At 65.9% G+C, this 15,659-nt stretch carries 16 protein-coding genes; 10 read left to right on the top strand and 6 right to left on the bottom strand.

Annotation, left to right across the window (positions count from 1 at the left end):
- Nucleotides 1–3 precede the first annotated feature (3 nt).
- Nucleotides 4–1,593, bottom strand: a complete 1,590-nt coding sequence (locus ACSQ3M_RS15600; RefSeq protein WP_436150996.1) for a gamma-glutamyltransferase family protein — start codon at nt 1,591–1,593, stop codon at nt 4–6.
- A 113-nt stretch (nt 1,594–1,706) separates the two neighbouring features.
- On the opposite strand from ACSQ3M_RS15600, the gene ACSQ3M_RS15605 reads away from it, so the two are divergent.
- The gene (locus ACSQ3M_RS15605) at nt 1,707–1,946 is read left to right on the top strand and encodes a hypothetical protein (RefSeq protein ID WP_129157239.1); all 240 of its coding nucleotides are present in this window, start codon (nt 1,707–1,709) and stop codon (nt 1,944–1,946) included.
- A 3-nt stretch (nt 1,947–1,949) separates the two neighbouring features.
- Here ACSQ3M_RS15605 and ACSQ3M_RS15610 read toward each other — a convergent pair whose 3' ends face one another.
- The 3 genes from ACSQ3M_RS15610 to ACSQ3M_RS15620 form a co-directional block, all read right to left on the bottom strand.
- A complete protein-coding gene (locus ACSQ3M_RS15610) occupies nt 1,950–2,312 on the bottom strand; it encodes a DUF1850 domain-containing protein (RefSeq protein WP_436150997.1) in 363 nt (120 codons plus the stop codon).
- On the bottom strand, nt 2,309–4,468 hold the full coding sequence (locus ACSQ3M_RS15615) for a TRAP transporter permease (protein WP_436150998.1): 2,160 nt from the start codon (nt 4,466–4,468) through the stop codon (nt 2,309–2,311). The genes ACSQ3M_RS15610 and ACSQ3M_RS15615 overlap by 4 nt, the downstream gene beginning before the upstream one ends.
- 76 nt (nt 4,469–4,544) lie before the next feature.
- A complete protein-coding gene (locus ACSQ3M_RS15620) occupies nt 4,545–5,474 on the bottom strand; it encodes a TAXI family TRAP transporter solute-binding subunit (RefSeq protein WP_436151531.1) in 930 nt (309 codons plus the stop codon).
- A gap of 270 nt (nt 5,475–5,744) precedes the next feature.
- Between ACSQ3M_RS15620 and ACSQ3M_RS15625 the strand changes: the two genes are divergently transcribed.
- A complete protein-coding gene (locus tag ACSQ3M_RS15625; protein WP_436150999.1) occupies nt 5,745–7,367 on the top strand; it encodes a glucan biosynthesis protein in 1,623 nt (540 codons plus the stop codon).
- An 11-nt stretch (nt 7,368–7,378) separates the two neighbouring features.
- On the opposite strand, the gene ACSQ3M_RS15630 is transcribed toward ACSQ3M_RS15625, so the two are convergent.
- The gene (locus ACSQ3M_RS15630) at nt 7,379–7,642 is read right to left on the bottom strand and encodes a hypothetical protein (RefSeq protein WP_436151000.1); all 264 of its coding nucleotides are present in this window, start codon (nt 7,640–7,642) and stop codon (nt 7,379–7,381) included.
- 114 nt (nt 7,643–7,756) lie between these two features.
- Here ACSQ3M_RS15630 and ACSQ3M_RS15635 point away from each other — a divergent pair, with 114 nt between their 5' ends.
- From ACSQ3M_RS15635 to ACSQ3M_RS15670, 8 genes are all read left to right on the top strand, one after another.
- The gene (locus tag ACSQ3M_RS15635; RefSeq protein ID WP_436151001.1) at nt 7,757–7,903 is read left to right on the top strand and encodes a hypothetical protein; all 147 of its coding nucleotides are present in this window, start codon (nt 7,757–7,759) and stop codon (nt 7,901–7,903) included.
- Between the two features lie 13 nt (nt 7,904–7,916).
- A complete protein-coding gene (gene aztA, locus ACSQ3M_RS15640; protein ID WP_436151002.1) occupies nt 7,917–8,663 on the top strand; it encodes a zinc ABC transporter ATP-binding protein AztA in 747 nt (248 codons plus the stop codon).
- Between the two features lie 24 nt (nt 8,664–8,687).
- Nucleotides 8,688–9,563, top strand: a complete 876-nt coding sequence (locus ACSQ3M_RS15645; protein WP_436151003.1) for a metal ABC transporter permease — start codon at nt 8,688–8,690, stop codon at nt 9,561–9,563.
- 36 nt (nt 9,564–9,599) lie between these two features.
- Entirely contained in the window at nt 9,600–10,508 is a 909-nt protein-coding gene (locus ACSQ3M_RS15650; RefSeq protein WP_436151004.1) for a metal ABC transporter substrate-binding protein, read from the top strand.
- A 42-nt stretch (nt 10,509–10,550) separates the two neighbouring features.
- Nucleotides 10,551–11,513 (top strand): CobW family GTP-binding protein, encoded by a 963-nt coding sequence (locus ACSQ3M_RS15655; RefSeq protein WP_436151005.1) that lies wholly within the window; start codon nt 10,551–10,553, stop codon nt 11,511–11,513.
- A 15-nt stretch (nt 11,514–11,528) separates the two neighbouring features.
- Nucleotides 11,529–12,539: a WD40 repeat domain-containing protein gene (locus tag ACSQ3M_RS15660; protein ID WP_436151006.1), complete on the top strand. Its 1,011-nt coding sequence runs from the start codon at nt 11,529–11,531 to the stop codon at nt 12,537–12,539.
- A gap of 6 nt (nt 12,540–12,545) precedes the next feature.
- On the top strand, nt 12,546–12,821 hold the full coding sequence (locus ACSQ3M_RS15665) for a hypothetical protein (RefSeq protein ID WP_436151007.1): 276 nt from the start codon (nt 12,546–12,548) through the stop codon (nt 12,819–12,821).
- 89 nt (nt 12,822–12,910) lie between these two features.
- Complete coding sequence (locus ACSQ3M_RS15670; RefSeq protein ID WP_436151008.1) at nt 12,911–14,065, top strand: winged helix-turn-helix domain-containing protein; 1,155 nt, start codon at nt 12,911–12,913, stop codon at nt 14,063–14,065.
- Between the two features lie 343 nt (nt 14,066–14,408).
- On the opposite strand, the gene ACSQ3M_RS15675 is transcribed toward ACSQ3M_RS15670, so the two are convergent.
- Nucleotides 14,409–15,650 carry an SGNH/GDSL hydrolase family protein gene (locus ACSQ3M_RS15675; RefSeq protein ID WP_436151009.1) on the bottom strand — a complete coding sequence of 414 codons (1,242 nt, stop codon included), beginning with the start codon at nt 15,648–15,650 and terminating at the stop codon, nt 14,409–14,411.
- Between the last annotated feature and the right edge of the window lie 9 nt (nt 15,651–15,659).

Genomic DNA, 15,659 nt, shown 5'->3' on the forward strand with positions numbered 1-15,659 from the left:
CAATCAGATACCTTTGGCGTCGCCGTCCGAGCGCGGATCATGCGTCGCCTCGACATGGCCTTTCTGATGCTTGACCAGCATGCCGGCATGGCCGAACTGGTCGGAATAGGCCTCGCTGTATTCCTCGACCGGGTGACCGGCAGCCGTGAGCCTTGCCAGCAGCATCGGGTCGAAGCGGTTCTCCAGCTTGAGCGAGATCGAGCCGGCGCCCCAGGTGCGGCCGAAGAGCCAACGCGGCGCATCGACGGCGTCGGCGACGCCCTGGCCGAAACGATAGCGCGACAGGATCTGGGCCTGGAATTGCGGCTGGCCGTCGCCGCCCATCGCGCCATAGCTCACGATCCGGCCATCGTCGAAGCAGGCGAGCGGCGGGTTGAGCGTGTGGAAGGGCTTGCGCCCGGGCGTCAGCGGATTGAGCGCCTTTTTATCGAGCGAGAAGGAGACGCCGCGATTCTGCCAATTGACGCCGGTCTTCGGCAGGATGCAGCCGGAGCCGTATTCCCAGTAGAGCGACTGGATATAGGAGACGGCGAGGCCGGAGCCGTCGATCGCGCCCATCCAGATCGTGTCGCCCTCGCCGGGCCGGAACGGCCAGCTCGCGGCGCGCTTGCGGTCGATCTTCGTAGCCTCGCGCTCCAGGGCGGCATCGGTGAGGAGGCTCGCCGGATCGACCGTCATGAAGGCCGGGTCGGTGACGACCTTGTCGCGGATGGCGAGCGCCCGCTTCACCGCCTCGACCAGCCCGTGATGATGGTCGAAGCTCTCGGCCCGGCTCACGCCGAGCTTCTCGAAGATGCCGAGGATCATCAGGGCAGTCAGGCCCTGCGTCGGCGGCGGGAAATTGTAGACCGTGAGCCCCGGCAGCTTCAGCGCCAGCGGCTGGACGCGCCGGGCGCGGAAGGCTTCGAGATCGGCGCGGGTGATCGGAGCGCCCAAGCGGCCGAGATCCTCGGCGAGCTCGCGGCCGATGTCGCCGCGATAGAAATCGTCGAGCCCGGCATGGGCGAGCTGCTGCAGTGTCGCGCCGAGCGCCGCCGGTTTGCGCCGGTCGCCGGCCTTGGGCCGCTCGCCGCCCGGCCAGAAGAACTCGCTGAAGCCGGGCGCGGCCTTCACCGCCTCGACCTCCTGCGGCCAGGTGCGCAGCTCGGAGTCCGAGATGTCGTAGCCCTCGGTACAATGGCGGATGGCGTCGGCGAGCAGGTCCTTCAACGGCAACCTGCCGCCGAGGCTTTGGGACAGCGCGTGCGCCGCCTGCCAGCCGCCGATCGCGCCGGCGACGGTGATCGCCGCGTCCGGGCCGCGCGCCGGGAGCGTGTCATGGCCCTTCTCGCGATAGCGCTCGATCGTGGCGAGGCTGCCTGCCGGACCGCAGGCCTCGATGGCGTGGACCCTGCCGCCGGGCTCGTGCACCAGCCAGAAGCCGTCGCCGCCGATGGCGTTCATGTGGGGATAGACGACCGCGATGGTCGCGGCCATGGCGACCATCGCCTCGATCGCATTGCCGCCTTCGGCCAGGATGGCGCGGCCGGCTTCCGAGGCGAGACGATGAGGCGCCGCAACGGCGGCCGAGTTGAAAACCGGAGAATCGGGCATCAGGTTCTTTTCGTTCGGGGCGGGCGTGACCATTTTGCCGGAAGGCGCGATTTTGTTGCATGCCGCCGCCGCCTAGGCTAGGCGGTCCGTGCATGGGTTCCGAGGGTAAAAGCATGGCGGCTGGCCGCACCAATTGGCGCAATGTGATCATGGTGGTGTCGCTCGCCATCCTGATCGCGGTCGAGATCTTCGGCGTCGCGCTGGCTTCCGGCTGGGCGCTGGCCGGCCTGTTCGAGCTTGGGCCCATCGTCGCCTATGTGCTGATGGGGCTGTTCTCGGTGCTGGCCGCCTATGGCCTGCTGAATTTCATGCGCCGGGTCGTGAAGATCGAGCGCCTGACCCATCGCGGCTGAGGCTCAGCCGCAAGGGCGCATCACCACCGGATCGGCCTCGGCCGGCAGCAATTCATCGAGCGAGCGGCAGCGGCCTTCCACGCAGACCCGCCAGTCGGCGGTCGCGCCCGAGCGACGCATAACGACCTCCCGCAACGCCGGCAGGTCGGGTCGCCAGCGCCAGAAGCCATCGACGAGTTTCGCGCCATCAGGCGGGTCCATGCCCGCGCCCGAGCCCTGGATGCGCGCTTCGGCGAGGACGAGGCCCTCGGGGGTTTCGCGCCAGATCTCTTCCCACAGCGATTTCTGCACCGAGTGCCGCCAGGAGAGCGTGATCTCACTCGCGCCGAGCGAGATCACAAGCGCGCCGGCAGCAAGGCAGATCATGCCGGCCGGGCTGCAATCGCCTCGCGATTGGTCCACCAATGGCGGCCGACGATCGCGGCGGCGAGGGCGTAGCCGAGCGGATCGCTGTATGGAAATTCGCCGAACAGGAAGACCGCGGCGGCGAAGCTGAGCACGCGTTCGGCTACGCTGAGCCTAGCGAACAGGAAGCCGATCGCGACCATGCCGAACAGGCCGATGGCGACGCTGGCCTTGATCACCGCATAGACCACGGACGGCCAGAAGCCGATCAGGTTCGACATCGGATCGCCCGGCTGCAGCATCAGCGCCGGCGAATAGACCGCGATGAACGGGATGACGTAGCCGGCGAGCGCGACGCGCATCGCCTCCCAGCCGATCTTGTCCGGGTTCTCCTTGGCGATCGGCGCGGCCGCCAATGCCGCCAGTGCCACTGGAGGCGAGAGGTCGGCCATGATGCCGTAGTAGAAGGCGAACATGTGGCTGACGATCAGCGGCACGCCGAGCTTTTCCAGCGCCGGGGCGGCGAGCGCCGCGACGATGATGTAGGTCGGGATCGTCGGGATGCCGGTGCCGAGCAGGATCGACAGGATCATGGTCAGGACCAGCGCCAGGAACAGGCTGGTCTTGCCGAGCCCGATGATCCAGGCGCCGAAGGTGGTGCCGATGCCGGTCTGGGTCATCAGGCCGATGATGGTGCCGACGATGGCGCAGGCGATGCCGACCGGCAGCGCCGTCTTGGCGGCGTCGGCGAGCGCGTCACGGCAGATGGCGAGCGTGGCGCGGCCGCCGATGGTGAGGGCGTTGAGCAGGACGAGCACCAGGATGAGGCCGGCGACGACGCGGACATCCATGCCCTCGCGCAATAGCGCCCCGGCGATCAGCCCCAGGCCGACCCAGAAGATCACCCGCAGCGTCGTCGTCTTGAAGCCGAGGGCGACGCCGGTGCCGAGCAAGAGGCCGACGGTGAGCGCAAGACCGATCGTGCCGGCGAAGAGCGGCGTGAAGCCGTGGAACAGCATGAAGACCAGCACGGCGAGTGGCAGCGCCAGATACCAGCGCTCGCGCAGTGCCCGGAGCGGGCTCGGCAGCAAGGCGCGCTCGATGCCCTTGAGGCCGTGCTTGCCGGCTTCCAGATGCACCATCCAGAAGGCCGAGGCGAAATAGAGCACGGCGGGGATCGCGGCCGCCTTGACGATCTCGGAATAATCGACGCCGAGCGTCTCGGCCATGATGAAGGCAGCGGCGCCCATCACCGGCGGCATGATCTGGCCGCCCATCGAGGCGGTGGCCTCGACGCCGGCGGCGAAGGCGCGCCGGTAGCCGAACTTGATCATCAGCGGAATCGTGAACTGGCCGACGGTGACGACGTTGGCGACGCCGGAGCCCGAGATCATCCCCATCATCCCTGACGAGAACACCGCAACCTTGGCCGGCCCGCCGCGGGCGCCGCCGAACAGGCCGAGCGAGACGTCGTTGAAGAGGTGGATCATCCCGGCCTTCTCGAGGAAGGCGCCGAAGACGATGAACAGGAAGATGTAGGTGGCCGAGACATAGGTCGGCACGCCGTAGAGCCCTTCGGTGCCGAAGGAGAGATGGCCGATGATCTGGTCGAAGCCGTAGCCGCGATGGTTGAACGGCGAAGGCAAATACTGGCCGAAGAACCAGTAGAGCAGGCAGGCGCCGCACATGATCGGCAAGGCATTGCCCATCAGCCGGCGTGCAGCCTCGAAGACGAGGATGGCGAGCAGGGAGCCGACGACGAGGTCGAGCGTTGTCGGGTCGCCGTCGCGCAGGATCAGGTCGGCATAGAAGATCAGCTGGTAGAGGCCGATGAGAAAGCCGAGCGCACCGATCGCCCAGCCGAGCCAGCGGCCCGCATCGGTCTTGGCCTTGAAATTGGCGACGAGGCCGAAGGAGAGCAGCAGCAGGAAGCCGACATGGACGCCGCGGACCGCCTGGCTCGGCAGGAAGTGCCAAGCCGATATCAGGATCTGGAAGGAGGCGAAGGCGAGCGCGACGGCATAGGCGAGCAGGCCCCATCTGCCGGGGCCGAAGCCGGGCGGGAAGCCGTGCTCGAAATTGTCGAGCGCTTCGTTCTCGATCGGCGCGCCGCTGGCTCCGGAGAGTTCGTGCAGCCGATCGGTATCGGCTCCCGCCACTGTGGTCTGCTGCGTCATTGCCCCATTCCCGGTCATGCGACGACGCCGGCCCTGGTTGAGCCGGCGTCGCTTATCCCCTCGCTCATGCAGCGGGTCAGGAGCCGACCTTCAGGCCCTTTTCCTTGAGATAGCGCGCGGCGCCCGGATGCAGCGGCACCGGCATGCCGTCGAGCGCGTTCTCGAGCTTGATCGACTTGCCGGCCGAATGCGACGAGCCGAGTTCGCCGAGATTCTCGAAGATGTTCTTGGTCATCTGGTAGACCAGTTCCTCCTTCACGCCGTCATGCGTGACGAGGTAGTTCACGACGGCGGCGGTGTTCACGTCCGTGGTCTGGCCGCCATAGGTGTTGGCCGGGATCGGCGTGCTGATGAAGGGCGGACCGGCCTTGTCGATTACTGCCTTCGGCACCTCGACGACGACGATCTCGACCGAGCTCGCGAGATCGCGGATCGAGGCGACGCCGAGGCCGGCCGATTGCAGGGTCGCGTCGAGCTGGCGGTTCTTCATCAGCTCGACGGATTCGGCGAAGGGCAAATACTCGATCTTACCGAGATCCTTATAGGCGATGCCGGCCGCGCCGAGGATGGCGCGGGCGTTGAGCTCGGTGCCGGATTTCGGCGCGCCGACCGAGAGGCGCTTGCCCTTGAGATCGGCCAGCGTCTTGATGCCACTTTCCTTCGAGGCGACGATCTGGACATAGTTCGGATAGATCGCAGTGATGCCGCGCAGCTTCTTCAGCGGGCTCTTGAAACCGGCCTCTTCGTCGCCCTTCCAGGCGGCGTCGAGGGAGTCTCCGAGGGTGAAGGCGATCTCGCCGCGCCCCTGCTGCAGCAGAACGAGATTTTCGACCGAGGCCTTCGTCGCCTGCACCGAGGGGCGGGTATTGGCGATCTTGTCGCCATAGATTTTCGAGAGCGCGACGCCCATCGGATAGTAGACGCCGGAGGTGCCACCGGTCAGGACGTTGATGAAGTCCTGGGCCTTTGCCGCGACCGGCGTCACGGCGATGATCACGGCAGTCATGAGGCCGGCAAACCTGCGGCCAGCGAGCAGCGTCGTCATGATTCCTCCCGAAACTTGCTCCGGCTCGAACGGCCGGACTTTTCCTGTTGTAGGCGGTTCGTGGCGGGAAAGAAAAGTTGTTCCAAAGCCGTAATGCTCGCAGTGCCGCGATTGCGCGCGATTTCCGCCCTGCTGGCGCCAGGAAGCTCAGGAGATTGCCCTCGCCGGCTGGACAGGCTAGCCGGAAACACCATCTTCCAGCTGATCTTTCTCGATGGAGCGCCCCGCCCGATGCAGCCGCGACAGCCGACCACGCCCCTGATCGACCGCCGCACGCTGCTTGCGGGCGCCGCCGGCACGGCTGCCCTCGCCGCAGCGGGTTTCTCCGGCCAGGCGCTGGCGCAGCAGGGGCTGAAGCTCGGCACGGCCGAAGCTTTCTCCTTCGACGGGCTGAAGGCGCGGGCGCGCGATCTCGCCGGCAAGCCCTATGAGCCGCCGCCGAACCCGAAGCCGGACGTGCTCGAGAAAATCGACTACGACGCGCATGGCAAGATCAGGTTCAAGCCGGAGCTGGCGCTCTGGGCCAATGGGCCCTCGCCCTGGCCGGTGACCTTCTTCCATCTCGGCCGCTACTTCCAGAAGCCGGTGCGGATGCACGTCCTCGACGACGGCAAGGCGCGCGAGATCGTCTACGACGAGAGCTATTTCGAGATGCCGGCCGATTCACCGGCCAAGCAATTGCCGCCGGGCGCGGGCTTTGCCGGCTTCCGCTTCCAGGAGAGCCGCTCGGGCCATCCCGGTCGCAAGGGCGAGAAGCTCGACTGGCAGAAGAACGACTGGGTCGCCTTCCTTGGCGCCTCCTATTTCCGCGCCATCGGTGAGCTCTACCAGTACGGGCTCTCGGCCCGCGGCCTCGCGATCGACCCCGCGGTCGGCGACCGGCCGGAGGAGTTTCCCGACTTCACCCATGTCTGGCTGGAGACGCCGCCCGAGGCTGCCGAGCATGTGATCATCTACGCGCTGCTATCCGGGCCGAGCGTCGCCGGTGCCTTCCGCTTCCGGATGCATCGCGGCAAGGGCGTCACCATGGAGATCGAGCAGGAGTTGCACCTGCGCAAGGATGTGGTGCGGCTCGGCATCGCGCCGCTGACCTCGATGTACTGGTATTCGGAGACCGCCAAGGCGACGATGGTCGACTGGCGGCCGGAGGTGCACGATTCCGACGGGCTGGCGCTCTGGACCGGCCGCGGCGAGCGCGCCTGGCGCCCGCTCAACAATCCCCAGCGCACCGTCGCCTCGTCCTTCGTCGACGACAATCCGCGCGGCTTCGGCCTGATGCAGCGCGACCGCGAAATCGGCCACTACCTCGACGGCGTCTTCTATGAGCGCCGGCCGAGCCTCTGGATTGAGACTCTCGGCCAATGGGGAAAGGGCGCGGTCCAGCTGGTCGAGATCCCGACCGACGACGAGATCCACGACAACATCGTCGCGATGTGGGTGCCCGAGGCCCCTGCGAAGGTCGGCAACGCCTATAATTTCCGCTACCGCCTGCACTGGCTCGCCGACGAGCCCTTCCCGCCGACGCTCGGCCGTGTCGTCGCGACCCGGCTCGGGAATGGTGGCCAGCCGGGCACGGTGAGACCCAGGGGCGTGCGCAAGTTCATGATCGAGTTCAAGGGGCCGGCGCTCGAGGAGATTCCATTCGGGGTCAAGCCCGAGGTCGTGCTCTCGGCCTCGCGCGGCAGCTTTTCCTACACCTTCGCCGAAGCCGTGCCGAACGATGTGCCGGGCCATTGGCGGGCGCAGTTCGACCTCACTGTCGACGGGATGGACCCGGTCGAGATGCGCTGCTTCCTGCGCGGCGGCGACAAGGTGCTGACCGAGACCTGGCTGTACCAGTACTGGCCCACGTAAGGGGCGAGCACCTAACCCTCGATCTGGCGCTTCTGGACCCGGTCGACGGAGATGAACAGCGTGTTGGCCGCGCCGGGCTCGACGCAGAATACATCGAAGCTCGGCGTCTGCGGGTCATCGGCGGGCATATGCAGGGTGGCGGAGCCATTTCGGCCGGCGAAAGCCATGATCCGGAAGCTGAGGCCGTCAGGCAGGACGACCTCGATCGCATCGGTTGCGATCTCGGTCGCGACGCCGTCGCGTATCGCTTTGAAGGTCACCCGCTCGGTACTCACGCATGCACTCCCATCCGGCTGCAGTCGGCGAGAATGGATATCGACGCGCTTCGGCACTGGTGACAAGCGTCATCGTGCTTGCTCGCGGCCATGCGTAACATTATATCATTCGATATGGCTCATGATCATGCCCATCACCGCCATGCGGTCTCCGACGCCCCCGGCTGGTCGCTGCTGCGGCTCTCGGCTGGGCAACGGCTCGGTCTGGCGCTCGGCGTGATCCTGATGCTGTGGGCGGCGACCTTCGCCGTCATTGTGTGATGAAGAATCTGGCGTGAACAAGAGTACCGAACCCGTGCCCGCCATTCGTTTCAGCGATCTGACGCTCGGCTATGACCGCCACCCGGCGGTGCATCATCTCTCGGGCGAGATCGCGCCGGGCAGCCTGATCGCCATTGTCGGTCCGAACGGCGCTGGCAAGTCGACCCTGCTCAAGGCCATCGCCGGCGCGCTCGCGCCGCTCGACGGAACGGTGACGCTCGCGAAGGGCAAGCGCCTCGCCTATCTGCCGCAATCGGCTGAGCTCGACCGCTCCTTCCCGATCCATGTCTACGATCTCGTCGCCGTGGGGCTATGGGGCACGGCCGGCATCTTCGGTCGGATCGGCTTTGGCCAGCGCAGCAAGATCGAGGCGGCGATCGCCGCGGTCGGCCTCACCGGCTTCGAGGGGCGCAGCATCGGCACGCTCTCGGGCGGGCAGATGCAGCGCGCGCTGTTCGCCCGGCTCCTGCTGCAGGATGCCGACATCATCCTGCTCGACGAGCCTTTCACGGCGATCGATGCCCGGACCAGCGCCGATCTGCTCGCGCTGGTCCAGCGCTGGCATGGCGAGAACCGCACTGTCGTCGCCGTGCTGCACGATATCGAGACGGTGAAGCGCGCCTTCCCGCAGACGCTGCTTTTGGCGCGCGAGGCGATCGCCTGGGGTGAGACCGGCGAGGTGCTGACGGCGAACAATCTGCTCAAGGCGCGCCGCATGGTCGAGGCTTTCGACAGCCACGCCGCGCCCTGCGCCGCCTGAGCGCAGCGACAAAAGACAAGGCCAATGCTCTACGACCTCCTGATCGGCCCCTTCGCCGAATTCGACTTCATGCGCCGGGCGCTGATCGGCGTGATCGCGCTGTCGGTCTCCGGCGCGCCGGTCGGCGTCTTCCTGATGCTGCGGCGGATGAGCCTGACCGGCGACGCCATGGCGCATGCGATCCTGCCAGGCGCGGCGCTCGGCTATCTCGTCGCTGGCTTCTCGCTGCCGGCGATGACACTGGGTGGGCTCGTGGCCGGTTTTGCCGTCGCGCTCGCCGCCGGCGCTGTCGCCCGCCTGACAGTGCTTAAGGAAGACGCCTCGCTCGCCGCCTTCTACCTGATCTCGTTGGCGCTCGGCGTCACCCTGGTCTCGCTGCGCGGCTCGGCGGTCGATCTTTTCCACGTGTTGTTCGGCAATGTGCTGGCGCTCGACGACGACGTGCTGGTGCTGCTCTCCAGCGTCGCCAGCCTGACGCTGGGCGTGCTGGCGCTGGTCTACCGCCCGCTCGTACTCGAATGCGTCGATCCCGGCTTCCTGCGTTCGGTCAGCCGGTCCGGCGGCGTCGTGCATCTGACCTTCCTCGGCCTCGTCGTGCTCAACCTCGTCGCTGGCTTTCACGCGCTCGGCACTTTGCTCGCGGTCGGGTTGATGATGCTGCCAGCCGCTGCTGCCCGCTTCTGGACCGCCGATATCACGAGGCTGATCCTGCTCGCCTCCGGCTTCGGCATGGCCTCCGGCTATATCGGCCTCGTCGCCTCCTATGCCGCCGGCAGCAATCTCCCGGCCGGACCGGCGATCATCCTGTCGGCTGGGGCGCTCTATCTCGGCTCGCTCCTGCTGGGATCGCAGGGCGGCCTTGCGCGACGGCTCTTGCCGAGGGCCCATCTCCAGCGCTAGTTATGTTATAGTGTTTCATATAGCGCGAGAGTCATCATGCTGAACCGCCGCTCCGTTCTCCTCGGCCTTGCCGCCGGCGTTGCCCTGCCGCTGCCGGGCCTCGCCCAGGAAAAACTGCCCGTCGTCGCGAGCTTCTCGATCCTCGGGGATTTCGTGCGCGAGATCGGTGGCGAGCGGGTCGCGGTGGCGCAGCTGGTCGGGCCCGATGGCGACGCCCATGTCTATTCGCCGACGCCGGCCGATGCGAAGACCGTCGCGGGCGCAAAGCTCGTCGTCGTCAATGGGTTGAAATTCGAGGGCTGGCTGACCCGGCTGATCAAGTCGTCGGGCACCAAGGCGACGATCGCGACTGCGACCACCGGCATCACGCCGCTCAAGATGGCCGATGATCACGGCCACGGTCATGGCGGCGAGGATCCGCATGCCTGGCAGAGCGTCGCCAATGCCAGAATCTATGTCGGCAATGTCCGCGATGCGCTGGTTGCCGCTGATCCGGCCGGCAAGGGGTCTTACGAGGCCAATGCCGCCGCCTACCTCGCGAAGCTCGATGCCCTAGAAAGCGAGATCAAGGCGACTGTCGCGCGCATTCCGGCGGAGCGGCGCAAGGCGATCACCTCGCACGACGCCTTCGGCTATTTCGCCAAGGCCTATGGCATCGCGTTCATCGCGCCGCAGGGCGTCTCGACCGAAGCCGAGGCCTCGGCCAAGGATGTCGCGCGCATCATTCGCCAGATCAAGGCGGAGAAGGTGCCGGCGGTCTTCCTCGAAAACATCACCAATCCGCGCCTCGCCGAGCAGATCGCCAGGGAGAGCGGGGCGAAGATCGGCGGGCGGCTCTATTCGGATGCGCTCTCGGCTGCGAACGGTCCGGCCGGGACTTACATCGCGATGATGAAACACAATATAAGCCAGATCGAGAAGGCGCTCGTCGCCGGCCCGGCCTGACCGGACCGCGATCGCAGCAGCGCCGCCAACCAGGTTCTAGTCATGTCCGAGAAGATTCCCGTCACGGTGCTCACCGGCTATCTGGGCGCCGGCAAGACCACGCTCCTCAACCGCATCCTCACCGAGGACCACGGCAAGAAGTTCGCCGTGATCGTCAACGAGTTCGGCGAGACCGGCATCGATGGCGACCTCGTCGTCGGCGCCGACGAGGAAGTGTTCGAGATGAACAATGGCTGCATCTGCTGCACGGTGCGCGGCGACCTGATCCGCATCCTCGACGGGCTGATGAAGCGCAAGGGCAAGTTCGACGCGATCATCGTCGAGACCACTGGCCTCGCCGACCCGGCGCCGGTGGCGCAGACCTTCTTCGTCGACCAGGACGTCGGCGACGCCACCAAGCTCGACGCCGTCGTGACCGTGACTGATGCGAAGTGGCTGAAAGACAGGCTCAAGGATGCGCCGGAGGCGAAGAACCAGATCGCCTTCGCCGACGTGATCATCCTGAACAAGACCGATCTCGTTAGCGCCGATGAGCTCGCCGAGGTCGAGGCGGCGATCCGCGCGATCAACCCCTACGCCAAGCTGCACAAGACGACGCGCTGCGATTTGCCGATCGCCGAGCTGCTCGACCGCAACGCCTTCGATCTCGACCGCATCCTCGACATCGAGCCGGACTTCCTCGAAGCCGGCCACCATCATCATCACTCGGATGAGATCCGCTCGATGTCATTCACGCTTCCCGGCGATGTCGATCCGGACAAGTTCATGCCCTGGATCAACGATATCAGCCAGGTGCAGGGCCCGAACATCCTGCGCTCCAAGGGCATCCTCGCCTTCAAGGACGAGCCGCGCCGCTTTGTCTTCCAGGGCGTGCACATGATCCTGGACGGCGACCTGCAGCGCGACTGGAAGTCGGGCGAGACGCGCAATTCGCGCCTGGTCTTCATCGGCCGCGATCTCGACGAGGCGGCGTTGCGAAAGGGGTTCATGGCCTGCGCGGCTTGAGCTAAAGCCAAGGCCATGGAGACCATCACAAAACCCGTCTCGCTGCGCGAGCATGTCGTTGCCATCGAAGCCGGCGAGCATGTCGTCGGCGCCTTCTGGCTGAAGCAGACGCTGGCCTTCGCACTCTCGGACGGGCGCGTGCTGCGCTGGCGCGATGGCGAGACGCTCAGTGTCGAGGCCAATCGCGGCGGCCTGCTCTCCGCCGTGTCGGATGGCGAACGCCTGATCAGTGGCGGCGATGACGGCCGCGTCGTTGCGACATCAGCCGATGGCGAGCCGCAAGAGCTCGCACTCGATCCGAAGCGGCGCTGGATCGACGCCGTGACGGTCGCCTCTTCCGGCAGTCTCGCCTGGAACACAGGCCGCACCGTCCATTCGCGCGACGACAAGGGCAAGCTCAGGTCGATCGAGGTCGCGTCAACGCCGCAGGGTCTCGCCTTCGCGCCCAAGGGCTATCGGCTCGCCATCGCGCAGATGAACGGCGTGCTGCTCTGGTATCCGAACACCGAAGCCAAACCCGATTTCCTCGACTGGAAGGGCTCGCATCTCGAGGTGACCTGGTCGCCAGACGGGCGCTTCGTCGTCAGCGCGATGCAGGAGAACGCGCTGCATGGTTGGCGGCTCGGCGACAAGCCGAGCCATATGCGCATGACCGGCTATCCGGCCAAGCCGCGCTCGCTGTCCTGGTCGCATGACGGGCTCTGGCTCGCATCGTCGGGAGCCGACGCCGCGATCATCTGGCCCTTCCAGGGTGATGGACCGACCGGCAAGGCGCCGCGCGAATGCGGGGCGCGCCACGCCAAGGTCACCCGCGTCGCCTTCCATCCCAAGGCGCTGGTGCTGGCCGTCGGTTACGATGACGGCTGCATCCTGATGATCCGCCTCACCGACGCCTCCGAACTCCTGGTTCGGCCGGCGCAGCGCGGCAGCGGCATCACCGCCTTCGCCTGGGACAAGCTCGGCAAGCGCCTCGCCTTCGGGGCCGAGGACGGCGCTGCCGGCGTGCTGACCCTGCCGGGCGGCTGAGAGGCGATGCGCTTTGGCCTGTTCGGCAAGGACAAGCGCGACGCCGCCGGGGCTGATGCCGCGGCGCAGGTCAAACGGCAGGTGCGCGAGCTGCTTCACCTGCCCGAGAACGCCGTGATCGCCGTCAACGAGATTCTCTGCGCCGATCCGGCCTGCCCGGGCACCGAGACGGTGATCCTGGTGATGAAGCCCGGCGAGAAGACCAGGGCTTTCAAGGTCCAGATGGGGCTGGCGGAGCTGACGCCGGAGGCACTGGCGGAAGCGCTGTCTGCGGCGGACTAGGCAGCCGAGGAAAGACCACCGCCATGATGTGTCAGTAGGTGGCGGGGGAGTGCCTTACCCTTTGGCGGTGGCATGGCTAGCTTGCCATCATGGCGACGCGACCCCGAAAAATCCTGAAGCTCGACAAGGTGCAAGCGCGCCGGATCTGGCTCAAGGCCCAGAAACTAGATGCGCGCGAGCCGTTCGGCTCCGGGCCTGAGGCGACGGCGGCCGCGGTTAGCCATCTCGGCTATGTCCAGATCGACACGATCAACGTGGTCGAGCGCTGCCACCACCACATCCTCTACAGCCGCATCCCCGGTTACCGCCGCGATGACCTCGCGCAGGCGCAGTCACTGGACAAGTCGGTGTTCGAGTACTGGACGCATGCTCTGTCCTATGCGCCCACAGCCGACCTCCGCTATTTCCTGCCGGCGATGAAGGCGCATCGCGCCGAGCCGAAGCGCTGGGCCGCGGTCGGCAGCGGCGAGGAGACCCGCAAGCTGCTGCGTCGCATCCGCAAGGATGGTGCGCTTACCATCCGCGACATCGATACCGACGTGCTGGTCGAGAAGACGCATCTGTGGGCGAGCAAGAAGCCGTCCAAGGGGCTGCTCGAACGCGCCTTCTACGATGGCGAACTCGCGATCTCGGCTCGTTCGGGCATGCTCAAGACCTATGAGCTTCTGGATCGGCATTTTGGCTGGGAGAAGCGGCCAACGCCGGCTTCGGAGCGACAGATCGCCGCCTACAAGCTCGACCGTGCCTTGCAGGCGCAGGGCATCGTCAGCCTCGATTCGATCTGCCATCTCGATGCGCCCAGCAAGAAGGCGGTTGCCGAGCTGATCGCCGGGCGGATGAGGCGCAAGGAGCTTGTGCCGGTCGCGATCGAGGGCGCGGAGAGGACGCCGCATTGGGCGAAGCTGGAGGCCTTGAAGTCCGCCGAGTCGTCCGACGACAGTCTCGTCCACATCCTCTCGCCGTTCGATCCGCTGATCATCCAGCGCAAGCGGCTGAAGCTGTTCTTCGGCTATGACCACGTTTTCGAGGCTTATCTGCCGAAGGAGAAGCGCATTTTCGGCTATTTCGGCCTGCCGGTTCTGGCGGGAGACCGCATCGTCGCTGTCACCGACCTCAAGACCGACCGGGCGGCGCGCAAGCTCCTGGTGCAGCAATGGACCTGGCTGGATCCCGAGCCTTCTCCGGAGCTGCGGCGGCAGGTCGACGAGGAGATGCAGCGCTTCGAACGGTTTCAGTTGGGGTGAGCAATGCTCTAGCGTATTTTTTAGTTTTACTCGCACTCATATACCGTTTAAGCCAACTTACTAAATCAAATATCAATAGTAAAAATATAGCTGCAGCAGTGCCAATTAAGTTATAGCTATAATAATAGGAGCTAGTTCCGCAAAAAGCGATTATCGAAACCAATATTATTTTTTGTTTTAATCTCTCTTCTGTCAGAAGGCAGTAAATTGAAGCAAAAGATGTAACTAATAATGGGTTTCCGAGGAAATTAATGATGCTTTCGAAGGTCAAGGTCATATCTTTCGGCCTTCCTCCGATAGAGCCCATTGATGTTCGCTTTCAGCAGGCGAATTTAGAATTTTGCTAGTTCCTCGGCCAGCTGAAATCGTCGGCGCGGCCCGGTCGTGGATCGGGTGCGATGCCCTGGCCGAAGACACGGTCGAGCCCTGCCGCGACATCGCCGCGCCCGCGCGCCTCCTGAACCGAAGTAATGAGAGCTGCGTCACCGCTGCCCGCAATCGCGCCGGTCAACGGCAAGATCGGCCCGGCCAGTGGCCTTGGCGGGACGACCGGGACGAGCTGGAGATCGGCGGGCAGGCCGCTGACCATGCGGTCGATCAGGCGCTCGACGCCACCCGGCTGCAATTCGGGCGTGAGCGGGGCGCCGGTCTCGAGCGAAGTCGGCAGGGCGATGACGTTCTGCGTCGGTGCACCCTCGAGCAGGCGGCGGATGACGACATCGACGAAATGCGCGGCCTTGCGGGCGCCGGCCTTGGTGAAATGGACGCCATCGCCGAGCCGGAGCTTGGCGACCTGGCCGTTCACATCCGGCCCGGTTGCCGTATAGCGGTTCTCGCCATCGACATAGGCGCCCCAGAGGTCGACATACTGGCCGCCGCCCGCTTCCGCGCCCTTGCGGAAGAGGTCGTTCAACGTGATCAGGTCGGCCGATAGCCGGGGATTCTGCATCGGCGGTGCACCAACCCAGATCAGCGGTACCCGCCTGGCGCTGAAGGCGGAGGCAATGGCGTCGATCCTGGCTTTGTAGAGTTGGAGCCAGCGCTCGCTCAGCGGCTCGTGCGTGACGTCGCCTTCGCGGATCACCTGGCGGTCGTTCGGGCCGAGGATGATGACCCCGACCATCACCTTGGCGTCGGCTGCCAGCAGCTCACCGGCTGCCTTCGGCCAATCGTAGAAATCGGTGCGCACCAGCCCGCTATCGGCTTTGGCCTTGCTCACCACGGCGACATCGGCACGGTCGCCGAGACTGTCCTCGAGCCCTTCGGCGATCTGCCCGGCCAGCGTGTCGCCGATCACCAGCACATGGTGGTTGACGTCGACCTTCGGGATGACCGGGTCGTCGCGGACGACGACGCGGGTCGGCGTCCGACGCTGGACCGGCGCGACGCGCTCGCGGGGCTGCCGTTGCTGGACCGCCGGCTTCTCCGGAATCTGCCAGAACATGTTGAACAGGCTGCGGCCCTGCGGCGGCGCCGACGGTATCCGACCTGGCGGCACCGGGTTCTGGGCGATCGAGGTCGGCCCGCCCGTCGCGAGCAGGGTGAGGGCCGCTACCAGAACCATGAAGAGCGAACGCAGGCGCATCGTGCTCTC

Source organism: Allobosea sp. LjRoot90 (assembly GCF_964254315.1).
Classification (GTDB): Bacteria; Pseudomonadota; Alphaproteobacteria; order Rhizobiales; family Beijerinckiaceae; genus Allobosea.